The 18,195-nt window shown below is 44.4% G+C and carries 18 protein-coding genes and 1 other annotated feature; of the genes, 2 read left to right on the top strand and 16 right to left on the bottom strand.

The annotated features are described in order from the left end of the window. Nucleotides 1–11 precede the first annotated feature (11 nt). Entirely contained in the window at nt 12–1,325 is a 1,314-nt protein-coding gene (locus tag MHI53_RS16030; RefSeq protein WP_061140665.1) for a DEAD/DEAH box helicase, read from the bottom strand. 457 nt (nt 1,326–1,782) lie between these two features. Here MHI53_RS16030 and vrrA point away from each other — a divergent pair, with 457 nt between their 5' ends. Continuing rightward, nucleotides 1,783–2,469 carry a VrrA/YqfQ family protein gene (vrrA, locus tag MHI53_RS16035; protein ID WP_061140666.1) on the top strand — a complete coding sequence of 229 codons (687 nt, stop codon included), beginning with the start codon at nt 1,783–1,785 and terminating at the stop codon, nt 2,467–2,469. Nucleotides 2,470–2,596: 127 nt separating this feature from the next. Then, the gene (locus tag MHI53_RS16040; protein WP_061140667.1) at nt 2,597–3,541 is read left to right on the top strand and encodes a 4-hydroxy-3-methylbut-2-enyl diphosphate reductase; all 945 of its coding nucleotides are present in this window, start codon (nt 2,597–2,599) and stop codon (nt 3,539–3,541) included. A gap of 47 nt (nt 3,542–3,588) precedes the next feature. Here MHI53_RS16040 and MHI53_RS16045 read toward each other — a convergent pair whose 3' ends face one another. The 15 genes from MHI53_RS16045 to MHI53_RS16115 form a co-directional block, all read right to left on the bottom strand. After that, nucleotides 3,589–4,707, bottom strand: a complete 1,119-nt coding sequence (locus MHI53_RS16045; protein ID WP_061140668.1) for a Nif3-like dinuclear metal center hexameric protein — start codon at nt 4,705–4,707, stop codon at nt 3,589–3,591. Next, nucleotides 4,704–5,411, bottom strand: a complete 708-nt coding sequence (locus tag MHI53_RS16050; protein ID WP_061140669.1) for a tRNA (adenine(22)-N(1))-methyltransferase TrmK — start codon at nt 5,409–5,411, stop codon at nt 4,704–4,706. Before MHI53_RS16050 ends, MHI53_RS16045 begins: the two co-directional genes overlap by 4 nt. A 216-nt stretch (nt 5,412–5,627) precedes the next feature. Beyond that, complete coding sequence (gene cccA, locus MHI53_RS16055; RefSeq protein WP_061140670.1) at nt 5,628–5,996, bottom strand: cytochrome c550; 369 nt, start codon at nt 5,994–5,996, stop codon at nt 5,628–5,630. Between the two features lie 234 nt (nt 5,997–6,230). Continuing rightward, nucleotides 6,231–6,761, bottom strand: coding sequence for a hypothetical protein (locus tag MHI53_RS16060; RefSeq protein WP_185113013.1), 531 nt, complete (start codon nt 6,759–6,761; stop codon nt 6,231–6,233). Nucleotides 6,762–6,916: 155 nt separating this feature from the next. Next, entirely contained in the window at nt 6,917–8,050 is a 1,134-nt protein-coding gene (rpoD, locus tag MHI53_RS16065) for an RNA polymerase sigma factor RpoD (protein ID WP_061140672.1), read from the bottom strand. A 35-nt stretch (nt 8,051–8,085) separates the two neighbouring features. After that, nucleotides 8,086–9,891, bottom strand: coding sequence for a DNA primase (gene dnaG / locus MHI53_RS16070; protein ID WP_155645384.1), 1,806 nt, complete (start codon nt 9,889–9,891; stop codon nt 8,086–8,088). A 51-nt stretch (nt 9,892–9,942) separates the two neighbouring features. Then, the gene (locus MHI53_RS16075; protein WP_061141027.1) at nt 9,943–10,398 is read right to left on the bottom strand and encodes a YaiI/YqxD family protein; all 456 of its coding nucleotides are present in this window, start codon (nt 10,396–10,398) and stop codon (nt 9,943–9,945) included. Nucleotides 10,399–10,902: 504 nt separating this feature from the next. Continuing rightward, entirely contained in the window at nt 10,903–11,712 is an 810-nt protein-coding gene (locus MHI53_RS16080) for a pyruvate, water dikinase regulatory protein (RefSeq protein ID WP_061141028.1), read from the bottom strand. 28 nt (nt 11,713–11,740) lie between these two features. Continuing rightward, complete coding sequence (locus MHI53_RS16085; protein WP_061141029.1) at nt 11,741–12,379, bottom strand: helix-turn-helix transcriptional regulator; 639 nt, start codon at nt 12,377–12,379, stop codon at nt 11,741–11,743. 156 nt (nt 12,380–12,535) lie between these two features. Next, the gene (glyS, locus tag MHI53_RS16090) at nt 12,536–14,602 is read right to left on the bottom strand and encodes a glycine--tRNA ligase subunit beta (RefSeq protein WP_340371726.1); all 2,067 of its coding nucleotides are present in this window, start codon (nt 14,600–14,602) and stop codon (nt 12,536–12,538) included. Beyond that, entirely contained in the window at nt 14,589–15,485 is an 897-nt protein-coding gene (gene glyQ / locus MHI53_RS16095) for a glycine--tRNA ligase subunit alpha (protein ID WP_061140675.1), read from the bottom strand. Before glyQ ends, glyS begins: the two co-directional genes overlap by 14 nt. Before the next feature lie 101 nt (nt 15,486–15,586). Further along, nucleotides 15,587–15,762 (bottom strand) — a binding site (T-box leader). A gap of 57 nt (nt 15,763–15,819) precedes the next feature. Beyond that, nucleotides 15,820–16,572: a DNA repair protein RecO gene (gene recO, locus MHI53_RS16100; protein ID WP_061140676.1), complete on the bottom strand. Its 753-nt coding sequence runs from the start codon at nt 16,570–16,572 to the stop codon at nt 15,820–15,822. Between the two features lie 33 nt (nt 16,573–16,605). Next, nucleotides 16,606–16,749 (bottom strand): YqzL family protein, encoded by a 144-nt coding sequence (locus MHI53_RS16105; protein ID WP_081092277.1) that lies wholly within the window; start codon nt 16,747–16,749, stop codon nt 16,606–16,608. Nucleotides 16,750–16,848: 99 nt separating this feature from the next. Next, the gene (gene era / locus MHI53_RS16110; protein WP_061140677.1) at nt 16,849–17,778 is read right to left on the bottom strand and encodes a GTPase Era; all 930 of its coding nucleotides are present in this window, start codon (nt 17,776–17,778) and stop codon (nt 16,849–16,851) included. Continuing rightward, entirely contained in the window at nt 17,771–18,169 is a 399-nt protein-coding gene (locus tag MHI53_RS16115) for a cytidine deaminase (protein ID WP_061140678.1), read from the bottom strand. The genes era and MHI53_RS16115 overlap by 8 nt, the downstream gene beginning before the upstream one ends. Nucleotides 18,170–18,195 lie beyond the last annotated feature (26 nt).

Consider the following 18,195-nt stretch of genomic DNA (forward strand, 5'->3'; position numbering starts at 1 on the left):
TGATTACTCCCCTATTTCTTTCTCTGTATACGACGTTCGCGTTTTTTGAAGTTTTCCACATCACGTTGAATTTTCTTCTTGTAACCTGGCTTGACTTTCGTAGGCTTCTTCACATGCCTGCTCGCTTTAACATCGATATCAGATTTCTGTTTCTTACGGTTTTTCCTTTTATTACGTTCTTCTATATCAACCCACTCACCGTTCTGGATATCGGCATCACGAAATTCAATGCCCATTTTTTCCAAACGATTCAATGAGTCTTCATCCGATGTATCATAAATGGTAGTGGCAATGCCTGAATATCCAGCACGAGCCGTCCTTCCCGTCCTATGGATATAAAAATCAAGATCTGAAGGCAATTCATAGTTAATGATATGACTGACGCCTTCAATATCAATTCCACGGGAAGCCAAATCTGTCGCAACGATGAACTGGTACTCCAGATCATTGATTTGCTTCATCATTTTTTTACGCTCACGAGGGGTTAAATCCCCATGAATACGCCCGACATTCAGCCCTTTTTCAATCAAGGAATTAGCCACATGATCCGCCATTTTCTTGGTGTTCGTGAATACGATCGCCAAATATGGATTATAACGGACGATGATATCATGAAGAAGCTGCTCTCTGTTACGGTGGCGCAGCGGTACCAAAACATGCTCAATCTTCGCGGCAGTCGCCTGCTTCGGATTGACTTGAACATACTTCGGATTTTCCATATATTTATTCAAAAACGGCTTTAATTTTTCAGGAATGGTAGCCGAGAAGACAAGCATCTGAATTTTTTCAGCCATACGCGATGCGAATAAATCGACATCTTCAATGAATCCCATGTCCAGCATTAGGTCCGCTTCATCGACTACAAGCATTTTAGCCGTGTAAACCTGAAGCGCCTGGGCCTCAACAAGATCCTTGATCCGGCCTGGCGTTCCGATCACTAGCTGTGGCTGTGTCTTCAACTTATCAATCATCCGCTGTTTATCCGTGCCACCGATAAAACAACGAACGGAAATCTGCTCATCCTCAGGGAAATGGTCAGCAATTTTCAAAGCTTCTTTGTAGATTTGGTTCGCTAACTCACGGGTTGGTGCGGAAATAATCGCTTGAACTTCATTCTTGCCTGCATCAAGCCTATTCATAATCGGCAGCAAATAGGAATGTGTCTTTCCTGTACCTGTCTGAGACTGCCCAATTAAGCTAGTTCCCTTTAAAAGCGACGGAAGCACACGTTCCTGAATCTCCGTCGGCTTATCGAACCCTAAAGTACGAACCGCATCTAGAATGTAGCTTTTCAAATTAAATCGTTCAAATTGGTTTTGTTTCATCAAAAAACTCCTTTATCCTTGTCAGTCATTAGACATGTCCTGTTATTATAATAAATTTCACACAAAAAGCGCAAGCACCTTGGTCAGCTCGCGTATGAAAATAGGGATGGACCCAGAAGGCGCTTTTTGCCTTATGAGGGCGATCATCTTTTTCTCAGCGAGCTTAAGTGCTGGAGCTGGATTCCACAAAAAGCGCAAGCACCTTGGGTGTAGTACACAAAAAGCGCAAGCGCTGGGGCTAGTTCTCTTAAAATGGACTCTTGCAAACGAAAAGCCCCTGTCCTGGTCATAGCGTATCCCCCGCAGACATGGAGCTAAAAGACTACCGTTACCATCTTACCTTCTTTCCGGCCACTTCACAACAGCCCAGTCACTCTTTCCTCAAACCTTTTTTGCCGAGTTGCATATTTTATAGAGAAGAAAACATCAGCAAAGAAAATCAGAGGAGGTGAAACTTATGTTCCCAGATAGAAATCGTCAACCCGGACCCGGTTTCGGGCCACCCCGCGGGCGGAGGATGCAGCAGCCGCCTGTCCCATTCAGGCAGCCGACTCCTATGCCTCAGGCTTTTCAGCCGATGCGGCGGCCAATTGCACCGAATGGACCTCAGGCCCAGCAAGGCCCACAAGGGTTCCGGGCACCATTCGGCCAACAGCAGCGCCAGGATATGCCGCAGGCAAAGAAGGAAGGCCTGCTGTCGAAAATACTTGGCAAGTCCAAACAAAAGGGTGCTCCTCCAAACTTATTCGCACCTGCCGCTTCCAGTAACCAAAGTTCATCCAGAAGCAGCGGAGGAGGAATTCTAGAAACATTAAAAAACCCGGATTCCTTGAACAATATGCTGGCCAATACGCAAAAGGTGCTCCAGGCTGCCGAACAGTTCACCCCCATGGTGCAGCAATACGGACCCGTGATTAAAAACCTTCCGTCCATGTGGAAAGTATTCCGGAGCATATCATCAGCTGGCGATACCGAGAATCAGGAAACATCCGTGGCTGGCGAGCCTGAGTCCGTGACACAAACAAACGTGGAGGAAACCCCGGAGCCGAGTAAAAAGGAGAAACCGCTGGGGGCTGGACCAACCGCACGGGTTCGTCCTGACGGCCAAAGGGAAAGAACGTCCGGACCCAAGTTATATATATGAATTCCCATAAAATTTTACCAATACCTGATTTTATGCAAATAGGATGTTTTGTAATATCATCTATGGTCTTATATAATAGAAAGGTATAAAAAGTGAGAGTTTCTTGCCTTTGAAGGAGGACACATAGATGAAAGTGATTAAAATTTCCCCGCGCGGCTATTGTTATGGTGTTGTCGATGCCATGGTCATTGCCCGTAATGCGGCTTTAGATAAAACATTGCCACGTCCGATCTACATTTTGGGCATGATTGTGCATAACAAACATGTTACGGATGCATTTGAAGAAGAAGGCATCATCACATTGGACGGTAGCAACCGCAACGATATCATCGAACAAGTGGACAGCGGAACCGTCATCTTTACTGCACACGGCGTTTCCCCTGAGATCAGGAAGATCGCTAAAGAAAAAGGGCTGGTGACGCTTGATGCAACATGTCCGGATGTTACCGCAACTCATGACTTGATCCGCGAGAAAGAAGCGGAAGGCTATCAAATCATCTATATCGGCAAGAAGGGCCATCCTGAGCCTGAGGGTGCAGTCGGAGTTGCTCCCGATGTCGTTCACCTGGTTCAAAAAGATGAAGATGTTGAAGCTTTGACACTGAATAGTGATAAGATCATCGTGACCAATCAAACAACGATGAGCCAATGGGATGTATTGGATATCATGGATAAAGTGAAGGAAAAATTCCCGCATGCCGAGGTTCATAAGGAAATTTGTTTAGCGACACAGGTACGTCAAGAAGCCGTTGCCCAGCAAGCTGGCAAAGCTGATGTTTTAATCGTCGTCGGTGATCCCAAGAGCAATAACTCGAACCGACTTGCACAGGTATCCGAGGAAATTGCCAGTACGACCGCCTATAGAATCGCCGATATTTCAGAACTGAAGCTTGAATGGCTGAAAGATGCCCAAACGGTCGCTGTCACTTCCGGGGCCTCCACACCGACCCCGATCACAAAAGAAGTCATCTCATTTTTGGAGCAATATGAACCGAATGATGAATCGACTTGGAATACCGAAAAGAAAACGCCGTTGCATAAAATCCTACCTAAGATTAAAGTGAAGAAATAAACAAAAAAGGCAGCCACAATGGCTGCCCTTTTTTTGTTTCATTTGTTTCAGATGAAACGGAATGGATCTGTATTCACCTGCGATGGAATGAATTCGACATCGAAGTTCCGATCGCGGCACATTTCCCCAAGTATCCGTGCCACGCCTTTTTTCATCACTTTTTCGACATTATGGCCTGGATCGACAATATTCAATCCGAGCATCATCGCGTCATGCGCCGTGTGGTAATACATATCGCCTGTAACATACACATCCGCGCCCTTGAATTTGGCAGCCGTAATATATTTATTGCCGTCTCCGCCAAGCACAGCCACCTTTTTTATCGGACTTTGCCAATCACCGACGACCCGAACCCTATCAACATCAAGTGTCACTTTCACATGGTCGGCAAACTGTTCTAGTGTCATTTCTTCAGCGAGAACACCGATCTTCCCTAATCCAAGCGACTCACCCTGATTCTCAAGTTGGTATATATCGTAAGCGACCTCCTCATATGGATGGGCCTTCAACATGGCTGCCAGCACTTTCTTTTCGATATTCTCCGGGAATACTGTTTCAATCCGGATTTCAGCGACGGCTTCGAGCCTTCCTTGAGACCCAATTACCGGTTCACTGCCTTCACCTGGCAGGAAGCGTCCTGTCCCTTCCAAGGAAAACGAACAATGGCTGTAATTTCCGATCGCTCCTGCACCTGCCTTGCCTAGCGCGTCCCTCAGTTTTTCTTCAGCGGCCATTGGAACATAAACGGCAAGCTTCTTCAGTCGCGTCTCATGAGTGGGCACCAGCACTTGTGTCTCCCGTAATTGAAGCGCCTCGGCAAGTAAATCATTCACGCCGCCCTTGGCAACATCCAAATTGGTATGGGCCGCATAAACGGCGATATCATGTTTAATCAGTTTTTCGATGATACGCCCTCCGGCAGCCATCGTATCGATTCGTTTTAATGGTCTATAAATAAGCGGATGGTGGGCAATGATTAGTTCGACCCCTTGTTCGATCGCTTCATCCACGACCTCTTCGAGCACATCAAGGGCAATCATGACCTTCGTAACGGTCTTGTTGAGCTGGCCGACATGAAGCCCGATCGGGTCTCCGTCCATTGCATATTGCTTTGGGGAGAATTGTTCAAACAACTCAATGATTTGGTTACCATTTACCGTCTTCACCGTTCAAGCACCTCCTCAATTATCGATATTTGCGATTTTAGTTCATGGCGCTTCGTTTCCAGTCCGCTGCGTCCGCTTTCATCCAGCTGTTCGATGATTCTTTCCAGATGCTTTTTTTCAAACTGCCATTTCTTGATGAAGGTGGGACTGAATTCTTCTGTTAAATAGGGACCGAACATGAGACCATTTTGCTTGTTTACACGATATGGCCGAAGCGGGTCCCCTTTTTCGGCAATCAAGATTTCATAAATTTTCCCATCTTCTTCTAGGATTTCTTCGCCACTTAGCTCCCAGCCGTTATCGATCAGCCAGCTGCGCACATTCGCTGCACCGACATTCGGCTGAAGGATCAGCCTTTTTGCAATGCCTAGTTTTTCTTTCCCGCTTTCCAATATGCTGGATATTAAAGTCCCTCCCATGCCGCAAATCGTAATGCAAGTCGCTTCATCGGGATTCAATACTTCCAGTCCGTCTCCTTTACGCACCTCTATCTTGTCCTCAAGCCCCGTCATTGCCACTTGCTTGCGGGCTGACTGATAGGGTCCTTCCACAACCTCGCCGGCAATGGCACGGTCGCACAGCCCGTTACCCACTGCATAGCAAGGCAAGTAAGCGTGGTCGGAGCCTATATCGGCCAGGATGCTTCCTTTAGGGATATGTATGGCAACTCGTTCCAGTCTCATCGATAGTCTTTCATGATTCATATTCATCAACTCTCTTAATTCTAGTAATGTCTTACAGATAATTAGTTTCCCATTCGATTATAACAAGTTCCATGAAAAAATTACAGAAAGAGAAAAGAAGCTTCCCATCACTGGATAGAAGGATACCTTCTTGTACGTGGCTCCCTTTTCATAAATACAAAAAAACCGACCCAAAGCCTCGCCTTCCAACGATTTTTTCGAGTCAGTTTCCGTGCATTATTTCAATCCATGAATATATTTGGCCATGGCGTCAATGTTCTGTTCTTCTACCAAGCCTGCTGGCATGGCGCCACGCCCATTGGTGATGACTTCTTTCACCTGGTCTACCGAAAGACGGTCACCCACGCCTTTAAGAGCTGGTCCGACACCGCCCTGATAGGCATTACCGTGACAGGAGATACAGTTTTTCTTATAGATGTCCTCGGGTGAAGCAGAGGCACTGTCAGATTCTTCAGTCTTTGCGCCGCCCTCTTTTTCCTTGGCAAGATCTTTGGCATCACCCAAACCTTTAAACGAAAGTAAAAACATAAGTCCAATACCAAAAACCATGATAATAATAAAAGGCATTACTGGATTGCGATTCATTGTCTTTCCTCCCCTATGTAGAACCTAAACTTACCATATTTAATATTATATACAAACAACTATATATTATTTTACTTGAAAAGGGTTTCAAGTAAAACCCCAAAAATAGAAGATATTATATAATTTCTTAAAATTGTCAAAAATTTATGTATATTTCCAAACATTTCTCTTTAACTTACATATATTTCATAATACCCTGAATTCACCATATAAAACCGCCAAAACCCGTTTGGATTACAACAGCAAAAAATAAATAGTGACGGCAGCGCCCAAGCCTCCTGCGATCGAGAAATGAAGCAATTTCAATTTAACACCGAGTGCAATCCAGAATCCGCAATTCAAAAACAAGAACGAGCATAGAATCCCCACTTTTCCAGGTGCCATGAAATCAGCCAGGCCGACCGACAATAAAAGCAAGGATAGAGCCATACCCATCAAGGCCATCTGAAATACGAGCTTCCTGCCAATGAAGCGGCGGACCATCAGCCCAAAGACAATGATTGAAATAGTTGTCAGAAGCATTTGCATTCTTATGGGTATTTCAGTAAAATAATTCAAAAATACAATAAATGCAAAAAGCGCTCCCATCCACAGCATGGAAGAGAGATCTTTTTTTCCCTTCCGGTTTTCATACGAATTGGCTGGGGGCCTTTCGCCTTCAGAATATAATGTAAGCAGGTAATTACAATATTGCTCCGGAAGCATGCGACTTTCCTTCCAGGCATTTATTTCTTGAATGATGATTTTCTTTCTCATCTCATCCATGAATTTCACATCCTCATGACCATCAGTTCTTATTAAACGGCCTTTAGCCGCGGCTGGCAATCCGTGTGCATTTACATTCATCGCGAATTGGCAAAAAAAAAGCCGCTCCCGAACGCTGGGCATTCAAAGAGGGCTCTGTGAAGGGCATACCTATATTATTCCAAGAAATCTTTCAGACGTTTGCTGCGGCTTGGGTGCCTTAGCTTACGTAACGCTTTCGCTTCGATTTGGCGGATACGCTCGCGGGTAACTCCAAACACCTTACCTACCTCTTCAAGCGTCCGTGTACGGCCATCATCAAGTCCAAAGCGCAGTCTCAAGACGTTTTCTTCACGATCGGTCAGTGTGTCCAATACGTCCTCAAGCTGTTCTTTCAATAATTCATATGCTGCATGCTCCGATGGCGAAGTCGCATCCTGATCCTCAATGAAGTCACCTAAATGCGAATCATCTTCTTCACCTATCGGCGTTTCCAAGGAAACCGGCTCCTGAGCTATTTTCAGGATTTCGCGAACCTTTTCAGGCGTCAAGTCCATATCCTCCGCAATTTCCTCCGGTGAAGGCTCACGCCCTAGATCCTGAAGGAGCTGCCTTTGAACACGAATCAATTTATTGATGGTTTCGACCATATGCACCGGTATCCGGATCGTTCTTGCTTGGTCGGCAATGGCGCGGGTAATGGCTTGGCGGATCCACCATGTTGCATACGTACTGAACTTGAATCCCTTGCGGTAATCGAATTTCTCCACCGCTTTGATCAGACCCATATTCCCTTCCTGAATCAAATCAAGGAAAAGCATGCCGCGTCCTACATAGCGTTTGGCAATGGAGACAACCAGACGTAGGTTAGCTTCAGCCAAACGGCGTTTCGCTTCTTCATCCCCATCTTCGATTCGCGTAGCCAAGGAGATTTCCTCCTCCGCGGATAATAGGTCGACCCGGCCAATTTCCTTCAAGTACATCCGGACTGGGTCATTAATCTTAACGCCGGGAGGAACACTTAAATCATTCAGATCGAACTCTTCTTCTTTTGCGAGTTTCTTTTCATCTGGATCATCTTCATCATCGTCTTCCTCGCCATCAGTGAGGATTTCGACGCCATTTTCAGTCAACACCTCATAGAACTCATCCATTTGATCGGAATCCAATTCAAAACCGCCAATCATTTCAGCGATTTTTTCTAAAGTCAAAGAGCCTCGTTTTTTTCCTAGCTCTAATAATTTTTCTTTCACCTGCTCAAGGCTAAACTCATTATCAACTTGTTTGGAACGTGCTGGTTTTTCAGCCATTAGTTCCCCTCCTTCCAGGACTTACACCTAAACAACTACAACATTTTACGCAATTTAATGATTTCCATGGCTATTTGTGCAGCGGTGACATAATCGCTTCGTCTGACTGCATCTTTTTCTTCAACTTGTTTTTCTTTTATCTTTAACAACTTTTCATATTTCAACACTTGATTTATACAATCGGTCAGCTCTTTATCGGTAACTTCCTCATTCACTGACATCATTTCTATTTCCGAAACGATCCTTCTCAAGTTTGGATCCGGTAAATACGTTAGGAAAAAGCTTGTATCCGGTTCGTGTCCATCTTCATAGAACGCATATAAATAGGTGATGATTGCCTGATGTTCATCTACATGAAAGGATGTTTGGCCAAGCAACTGCTGAATTTTGAAACTCATATCCCTGCTTTTAAGCATATGGGCAATCAACTTCGTTTCAGCATTATGATGTGCAGGCTTTAACTTATGCTCATATTGCAGGGCCATTTTCTTTTGGGCTGCTGGCTGCGGCAAAGTCCCCTTCTTCCGTTCGGTAAAGAACACTTGTCGCTGCTGCTGCTCCAGCGCATCCAATGACAGGGAAAATTCAGAGGATATTTGCCGGAGATAATGATCCCTCTCCACTGCATTGGGCAATCGTGAAATTTCCTTAAGGACTTCTTCGATATATTGAATTCGATCTCCTTCATTATTTACATTTTTCCCTCGACGCAAATAATGCATTTTGAATGCCATGTAGGTTAAACTGGCCCCTATTACTTCAGAAACAAAGCTTTTTTCACCGAATTCCTTTATGTAGTCATCGGGGTCCAAGTTATCAGGCATGAGAGCGACCTTCACTGAAAAGTCTTGGTCCTGTAACATATTCACTGCACGATTGGCAGCATTCAAACCCGCAGAGTCCGAATCGTAGCAGATAAGTATCTGATCGGTATTCCTTTTAAGCAGTTGGATATGCTGCTCCGTCAGGGCAGTACCCATTGTTGCGACCGAATTCTCCACCCCTGCACGCACAGCTGAAATGCAATCGGCGAAGCCCTCAAAGATAACAACTTGTTCTTTCTTTCGTATATGTGGTCTTGCTTGATGAAAATTATATAAAGTTTTACTTTTATTAAAGATTGGCGTTTCGGGACTATTCAAATATTTGGGCTCATCGTCCCCCATCGCTCTCCCTGAAAACGCAATCGTATTTCCTTGATGATCCATAATTGGAAACATGACTCTATTTCTGAAACGGTCAAAATATGACTCGTCTTTTTCCCTGAAAATAATAAGCCCTGCCTGCTCCATATATTCCGCCGGAAATCCACGTTTCAAAAGAAACTTGGACACGAAATCCCATGAATCCAGCGAGTAGCCGATTTGGAACTTTTCTATCGTCTCTTCGGTAAAACCCCGCTTAAGCAAGTATTCGAGGGCTTCCTGCCCCTCATTCGTGTTAACGAGGAGATGATGATAGAACTTCCGCAGCAGGTCATGGGCTTCAACCATTTGCTGCGAGCCGGCAGGCATGTTGGAACGTTTGGAATCCTTATTAACTTCAACATCCAAAGGAACATTTCCTTTTTCGGCTAAAGCTTTTGCCGATTCCACAAAATTATAGCCTTCTATGTCCATCAAGAAGGTGAAAATGTTTCCGCCCGCCCCGCATCCGAAACAGTGAAAGATTTGTTTATCCGGTGAAACGGAAAACGAGGGCGAGTTTTCACCATGGAAAGGACAAAGGCCAAAGTAATTGCGCCCTTGCTTCTTCAGCTGGACATACTCCCCAATTAGATCAACAATGTCCACAGCTTCGCGAATTTGGTTAATTTTCTCATCTTCTATACGGCCATTTATCATTTTTCCACCTTGCCATATCGGTGATAGTTTCTAATTCGATACGGATTCCTAATTCCCTGCAAAGTTCGACAAAGTTTTCAAAAGTTTATTTGTAAAGCTAAGGCGATCTTCCTTCGTGAATGGTTTCGGCCCTTTCGTATGCTTACCTTGCCTGCGCAGCTTAGCCGACTGATACCGCATATCCAGGAGCATGAAAATATTCTCGTCCGTGTATTCCTTTCCCCTTGGAGAAAGAACGTAAACACCTTTAGGAAGCAGGGTCCCGGCCAATCCGATATCGGCAGTAACGACAATATCACCCTTTTTTACTGAGTTTACTATATAAAGATCCGCGGCTTCCTTGTCTGCATCGACATATACCCATTTCCCTTCAGGGTCATTCATCATATTCTTATATGATGCAACAAAACAGACATCAATATCGTGCAAACGGGCACAATGGAGGATCTCGTCTTTCACCGGGCATGCATCGGCATCGACATGTATCGTAGGTTTATCATTCATACCTTTTAATTCTACATCTTTCTGCATAATCCTTTTTCTCCCCTAAACTTTATGAAGATATAGTGAATGTTTCGGCATTAGTTCAGAGTACCTTCTCTAAATCAGCCAACGTTATTCTTCAAGGAATACCTGCTAATTTAAGTGGATGTGCCGCACATTGCGCTAAAAGCAGAGCGGGCCCATTTAAAATTATACGGAACATGTCGAATTATTTTTATGATAAAAACCTTGACATCTCACTAACCTTTAGTTTATTCCTTATTAATTAAGTCTAAACCTTAAGATTACTTTTTTCTCACAATTTTTTATTATAGTCTATTTGTTTGGAAGATGCCAACATTTAAATTACGTTTATATTTTCATGCAATCGAAGAAGTGAAATATGTAATTTTATCCTAATTTTGTTCACAATCCCCTAAAGGAGGCTTAGCATTAAAATGTGAGCTGACACTACAAGTGTCCAGCTCACATTTTGGTTTTTCCCGATTTATGAAAGTGTAACGATCAGCGATTTTTGTTTTGCAGGATATTGATGATCAAATTGGCTGTTTCTTCCACTGCCTTATTGGTTACATCAATGATCGGACAGTTCAGCCTTGAGATGATCTTATCAAAGTATGTCAACTCTTCTTTTATGCGCTCCACATTTGCGTAAATGGCATGATCATTCAGCCCGAGTGACTTCAACCGTTCTTTGCGGATATGGTTCAGCTTTTCTGGACTGATCTTTAAACCAATGCATTTTTCCGGGGGGACCAGGAACAATTCTTCTGGCGGCTCCACCTCAGGAACTAATGGCACATTCGCCACTTTATAGCGTTTGTGGGCTAAATATTGTGAGAGCGGCGTTTTTGATGTGCGAGAGACGCCGACAAGAACGATATCTGCGCGTAAAATGCCTCGAGGATCACGGCCATCATCATACTTCACGGCAAATTCAATCGCTTCAACACGCTTGAAATAATCATCATCCAGCTTCCTTACAAGACCAGGTTCATTGAGCGGTCCTTTTGGCGCCCTTTCCTGGAGGATGTCCATGAGCGGTCCTAAAATGTCATAAGCAGACAGGTTTTCACGTTCGACCTGTGCCTTCATATACGCCCTGATAGCTGGCTTCACAAGGGTATAAGCAATGATCGCCCCATCTAGCTTAGCCAGTGAAATCACTTCATCCACGTTCTGTTCGTCTTCAATATACGGAATTCGCTTTATGGAAAAAGCCGACCCAGCAAACTGGCTGGCTGCTGCTTTGGTAACCAGTTCAGCCGTCTCCCCTACTGAATCCGATACAACATATATAATAGAACCCTTCATATTCTCCGTCATCCCTTTTGCAAGCCCCCTAATACCCTTCATCAGCCAAAGCTACGAATGCTTTGGTTATATTGGTTTTTGTAATTCTTCCAATTACTTCATAGCCTTTATCTGTGTCCTTGACGACCGGTAATGAATCGATTTGTTTATCTATCAATTTTTTGGCAACATCTATCAGAAGGTCTTCTTTTGAGCACATCGTAATATTGGGCATCCTGGTCATGATGATATTGACTGGAATGGAGTTAAGCTCCTGTTTGCCAATACTGGCACGCAACAAGTCCTTTCTGGATAAGACGCCGACAAGCAATGCATGTTTATCGACGACAAACATGGTCCCGACATCTTCTAAAAACATCATGACGATTGCATCATAAACGGAGATGCCCTCATCCACAACGACGGGGATCGATTGGTAATCTCGTACATATAGATGGTTCAGGCTGTCCGTCAAAAGCTGTGTACCCGACCTGCCTGTATAAAAATACCCCACACGCGGCCTGGCATCGAGGAAACCTGCCATCGTTAAAATCGCTAGGTCGGGACGAAGTGTAGCTCTTGTAAGATTCAATCTATCTGCAATATGTTCTCCAGTGATCGGTCCATTTTCTTTAACAATTTGCAAAATAGTTTCCTGACGCTTATTTAATTGGATTGTAATCACCACCCCACTGCGTTTCGCAGAGCAAAGTAACAAAAGTTATTCATTTAATAATTATATACTAAATTATTTAATAAAGGCATGTTTGTCCTATTTATCTTTTGGCAAAGGCGGAAACCCATTTCAAAAACAGGATTTCCCTTTGCCTTGCATCCCACTTCATCAAAGGATGATTTTATTCATTGCCGCGAAGCTTCCCACCCAATCACTGATATCTTTCATGAGCGATAATCGGTTAGTGCGGAGGGCTTCATCCTCTGCCATGACCATCGTATTTTCGAAATACGCCTCTATTTCGGTTTGCAGTGAAATAAGCAATTCAAACCGCTCATCTTCATTTTGGGATTTGGTATATTGCCTTGCTGCCTGCCGATACTTTTCATAAAGTGCTTTTTCTTGATCATTTTCAAAAGCGCTTGGATCGACGGTCACTTTTTCATCACATTTTCCGGCGATGTTCATGACCCGGCTTAAAGCCTCGATGCTTTCTTTAAAGCCCGCTTCTTCCTTTTTCGCCTCGAGGACGTGGGCACGCTCGACGATGGAATGGATATACCCGACTTTATTGAAAAGAACTGCATCAATCATATCGTAGCGGATTTGCTCTTCTTGCAGGAGATGCTTGATCCTTGCTTTGAAGAAAGTGAACATATCCGCTTTAACTTCCGCTACATCTCGTTTTAAGATTCCCTTTGCTTCGAGACCTTTAAGGCTTAAAGCGATGAGCTCCTCTAGTGAAACATTCCATTTCTTCTCGGCAAGGATCTGGACGACCCCGCTCGCCTGCCTCCTTAAAGCATATGGATCCTGGGACCCTGTCGGAATGACGCCAATGGCAAAGAAAGACGCGAGCGTATCCATTTTTTCCGCTAAACTTACAACCGCACCTATCACCGACGGCGGTACATCGTCATCCGCATGTCTTGGCATATAGTGTTCGTTGATGGCCGCAGCCACTTCTTTGGCTTCGCCTTTTAGAAGCGCGTATTTTTCGCCCATATAACCTTGCAATTCCGGGAATTCATAAACCATATGGCTCACCAAATCGAACTTGGCGATTTCAGCAGCACGGAGGGCCCATTCTTTTTCTTTCCCTAAATTCAGGACGTCCGCGAGCTTGCCCGCCACTTCCGTCACGCGCTCAGTTTTTTCGGCTAATGTACCGATTTCTTCATGATAGACGATGCTGTCCAGCTTTTTCAAAGCATCTGAAATTTCTTTTTTCTGATCTTCCTTGTAGAAAAATGCTGCATCGGATAAGCGGGCCCGCAATACTTTTTCATTGCCTTTAGAAACCTTATCCAAGTGCTTGGCATCTCCGTTACGCACGGTTACAAAGTATGGAAGTAATTTGCCTTCTTGGTCCTTGACAGGGAAATAGCGCTGATGCTCCTTCATCGAAGTGATCAGGACCTCCGCTGGAAGCTCAAGGAACTCTTCCTCGAATTGACCAAATAGGACCGTTGGATACTCGATTAAATTATTGACTTCTTCCAGCAACGATTCATCAACGGGGATGATCCAGCCTTTTTCCTGCTCAAGTCCGTTAATTTGATCTAAAATGACTTGCCGGCGTTTATCAGGATCGGCCATAACAAATTGCTCCGTCAACGTTCCTTCATACTGGTCCGGGTTCTCGATGATTGCTTTTTCACCCAAGAAACGATGACCTTTCGTTTCACGGCCCGTCTGCACGTCCGCAATTGAAAATGGCACGACGTCATGACCGAATAGGGCAATCAGCCACTTAATCGGACGGGCGAAGCGTAGCTCTTGATCGGCCCATCGCATATTTTTCGGAAACGTCATCCCGCTGATGATTTCAGCAAGCTCGGATAAAAGCTGTAAAGTCGGCTGTCCCTTGATGAATTTATTCACATGGGCATATTCAACACCCTTAAGTTCCTTGAAATAAATCTCCTCGGAAGTCATGCCTTGACCCCTGACGAATCCCAAAGCTGCTTTGGACCAGTTCCCTTCACTATCCAAGGCGATTTTCTTTGCCGGTCCTTTTGCTTCTTCTTCAATATCCTTTTGGGATTCTTCCACATCTTTCACCAATACGGCCAAACGTCTTGGTGTTGAAAAAGCTTCAACCGTTCCGAATTCAATTGCTTTTTCCGTCAGCCATTTCTGCACTTTATCCGACAGCTGGTTCATCGACGCTGTCACGAACCGGGCCGGCAGCTCTTCCAAACCAATTTCCAATAACAAATCACGCTTGCTCATTTGTATTCTCCCCTTTCACTTTCAGAATCGGGAAGCCTAATTTTTCCCGCTCTTCATAGAAGGTTTTGGCAACCTTACGCGCTAAGTTTCGGCATCGGGCAATGTATCCGGTTCTTTCCGTAACCGAGATGGCCCCTTTTGCATCCAAAAGGTTAAATGTATGTGAACATTTCAAAACATAATCGTAGGCTGGGTGAACAAGACCTTCTTCCATTTGGCGATGTGCTTCCTTTTCATACATCGTAAACAGTTGGAACAGCATATCAAGGTCCGAGGTCTCAAAGGTATATTTTGAATGCTCGTATTCCGGCTGACCAAATATATCGCGAACAGTGAATCCTTCTGTCCATTCAAGGTCAAATACGTTTTCCTTATCTTGAATGTAGGAGGCGAGGCGTTCGATTCCGTACGTAATTTCAACGGAAACCGGCTTGCACTCAAGGCCGCCCACTTGTTGGAAATATGTAAATTGGGTGATTTCCATCCCATCAAGCCATACTTCCCAACCTAGGCCTGCACATCCAAGTGATGGGTTTTCCCAATTATCCTCGACGAAGCGAATGTCATGCTCAAGCGGATTTATGCCTAACGCCCGCAGTGAATCCAAATATAACTCTTGGATATTGTCAGGTGAAGGCTTCATGATCACCTGGAATTGATGATGCTGATACAGGCGATTGGGATTCTCGCCGTACCGGCCGTCTGCCGGGCGGCGTGATGGCTCGACATAAGCAACGCTCCACGGCTCAGGGCCAATCGCTCTTAGGAACGTGTAAGGGCTCATCGTCCCTGCCCCTTTCTCGACATCATAAGCATTCATTAATATGCAGCCCTGTTCAGACCAATGCTTTTGTAGCGTTAAAATCATATTTTGAATATTCATTGTACACCTCCAAATTATTTAAAACGGCTCTTTGTACATTCAGGACCGGAGTTCATCAACAGTTTTTTGCAAACAAAAAACTCCCGTCCCTATGCGTTATGCATAGGGACGAGAGTTTACCCGCGGTTCCACCCTAATTGCCGTCATAAAACGGCCTCTTTTCAAAGCAACATGCTCCGGAAACGCCCTTCCCTGTAAATCCATATCCCGGCTTCCACCGTCCCGGGCTCGCTTTTTATGGAGAATGACAGATACTCTTTTCCATCAACGCAATCTTCTATTTTAATGATTAGAATTTTATACAAACTATCACGGAATGTCAATAGGCCAGGTCTTAAAACATATCTTTCATCGTATCAATCTGTTTCAGGAACTTTTTTGATTTCAAATGAAGACCGGAATATTCCTCATAATAAGCATCAATGATTTTCTGCAGTTCCTTTTTCGTTTCCGGCTTGACGGAAATGTTTCCGAGCCTGGATAAATCCAAATAATAAAATATCCGCAGCAATTTGACGGCTGCAGGTGAAATTTTATAATGATAAGGATCTTTGCCTAGACAGCGGTGGCAAATGAACCCCGCTTCCCGGAGCGAGAAGGAGAATTCCCCTTCCGTTTCCCCGCAAACAGCACATTGATTAAGCACTGGGTTAATCCCATTGACTGGCAGCATCTTCATTTCAAAAATGAACTTCAAGACCTCTGCGTCATATTCTTCGTTTATGTAATGCAAGGTTTGCGCAAGCAATTCATACAAATATGGGTTCGGTTTTTTATCCTCGACGCTTTTATCGAGCAACTCCACGATGTAAGAAGCATACGCAGTGGCAAAAAGGTCTTCCCTGATGAACCGGAGCGAGTCGACCATTTCCCCTTGCTGAAGACTTCCGAGTCCGGTTGATGTGGTTACAAGAAAATACCCGGAGCAAAAAAGCTGGGTGACGGCCGATAGCCTACTGTTAGGTTTACTGGCCCCTCTAGCCATAACGCCAATTTTTCCTAGCTCACGGGTATAAATAGTAATGATTTTGTTATTTTCTCCATATGCCGTTCGCCTTATGACAATGCCTTCACATTTTTGGAGCACACCAAGACACCACCCACACTCGTCAAGACTAACCTATGAAACGGGAAAATCAAATTCTGCTAGCTCTTCTTTCAGTACCAAGGGTCTTTCCTGTCTTTCGACTTCTATCTCCTTAAACAGCAAATAGGTGTCCACATTACCTGTTTCACTAAATAATTCCCAGGTAAAATCCAACATATAAAGCCCACCTTTCATTTTTAACTAGCAATATGAATATCCGACCATATAATTAGCTTGACCGTTTTCCAAACTTTCATGAAGCGTAAAATTTGTTAATTAATATTCGCTTTCATTGAAACCATAATCTCGAAGCTGACTGGCTTTATTGCGCCAATCCTTCTGTACCTTGACCCATAGTTCCAAGAATACCTTCGAGCCCAATAGGTTTTCGATGTCCACGCGCGCACGGCTTCCGACTTCCTTGAGCATCTTCCCTTGCTTTCCGATGACGATGCCTTTCTGGGAATCACGTTCGACGACGATGGTCGCCATCACATTAATGGTATCACTGTTATCCATCTTTTTAATGGAATCGATGACAACGGCCACCGAATGCGGAATTTCTTCACGCGTCAGGTGCAGCACCTTTTCACGGACCAATTCGGAAATGATGAAACGCTCCGGGTGGTCGGTCACTTGGTCAGCAGGATAAAACTGGGGACCTTCAGGCAGGTGCTCCTTGATTTGCTCAAGCAGTGTATCGACGTTATTCCCTTCAAGTGCAGAAATCGGAACGACTGCCGCGAAAGGATAAAGCTGTTGATATTTTTCAATGATCGGCAGCAGCTCATCCGGATGCATCGCGTCGATTTTGTTAACCACTAGGAAAACGGGCGTTTTTACGGTTTGAAGTTTTTCAATGATGAACTCATCACCGCGGCCATATCCTTCGGTCGCATTGATCATGAAAAGAATCAAGTCGACCTCTTTCAATGTATTCGTTGCCACTTTCATCATAAAATCACCAAGCTTATGCTTCGGCTTATGGATTCCAGGCGTATCGATGAATATCATTTGTGAGTCGTTTTGCGTAAGGACACCTTGCACCTTATTTCTAGTCGTTTGCGGTTTGTCACTCATTATGGCGATTTTTTGACCAATGACGCGGTTCAAGAACGTACTCTTTCCAACGTTGGGGCGGCCGATAATCGAGATGAAACCTGATTTGTAACCTTTTTCTTGTGTATCTTGAAATAATTTATCCATTTAAATCCTCCGGTGAAAAAGCTCCTGGAAGCAATTCCTGTACTGTTAATTCTTTTATATCACCATTTAAATTGGTCAAAACAACCGGCATATCCTTATCACACAGTTCAGATATAACCTGCCTGCACGCTCCGCATGGAGATACGGGGCCGTCTGTATCTGCCACGACCGCAAGTTTGGTGAATGCCTTATCATTATGTGCATATGCGCTGAACAAAGCGGTCCTCTCGGCACAATTGCACATGCTATAAGCGGCGTTTTCTATATTACAACCATGGTAGACCTTGCCATCAACGGTTAAAAGGGCTGCGCCCACTTTGAATTTGGAATAAGGCACATATGCTTTTTCCCTTGCTAATTTAGCTTCCTCAATCAATTCTTTCGTATTCAATTCTCATCTTCCTTTCAAATTGAGTG

Source organism: Peribacillus sp. FSL E2-0218, from assembly GCF_037992945.1.
In the GTDB taxonomy this organism is placed as follows: domain Bacteria; phylum Bacillota; class Bacilli; order Bacillales; family DSM-1321; genus Peribacillus; species Peribacillus simplex_B.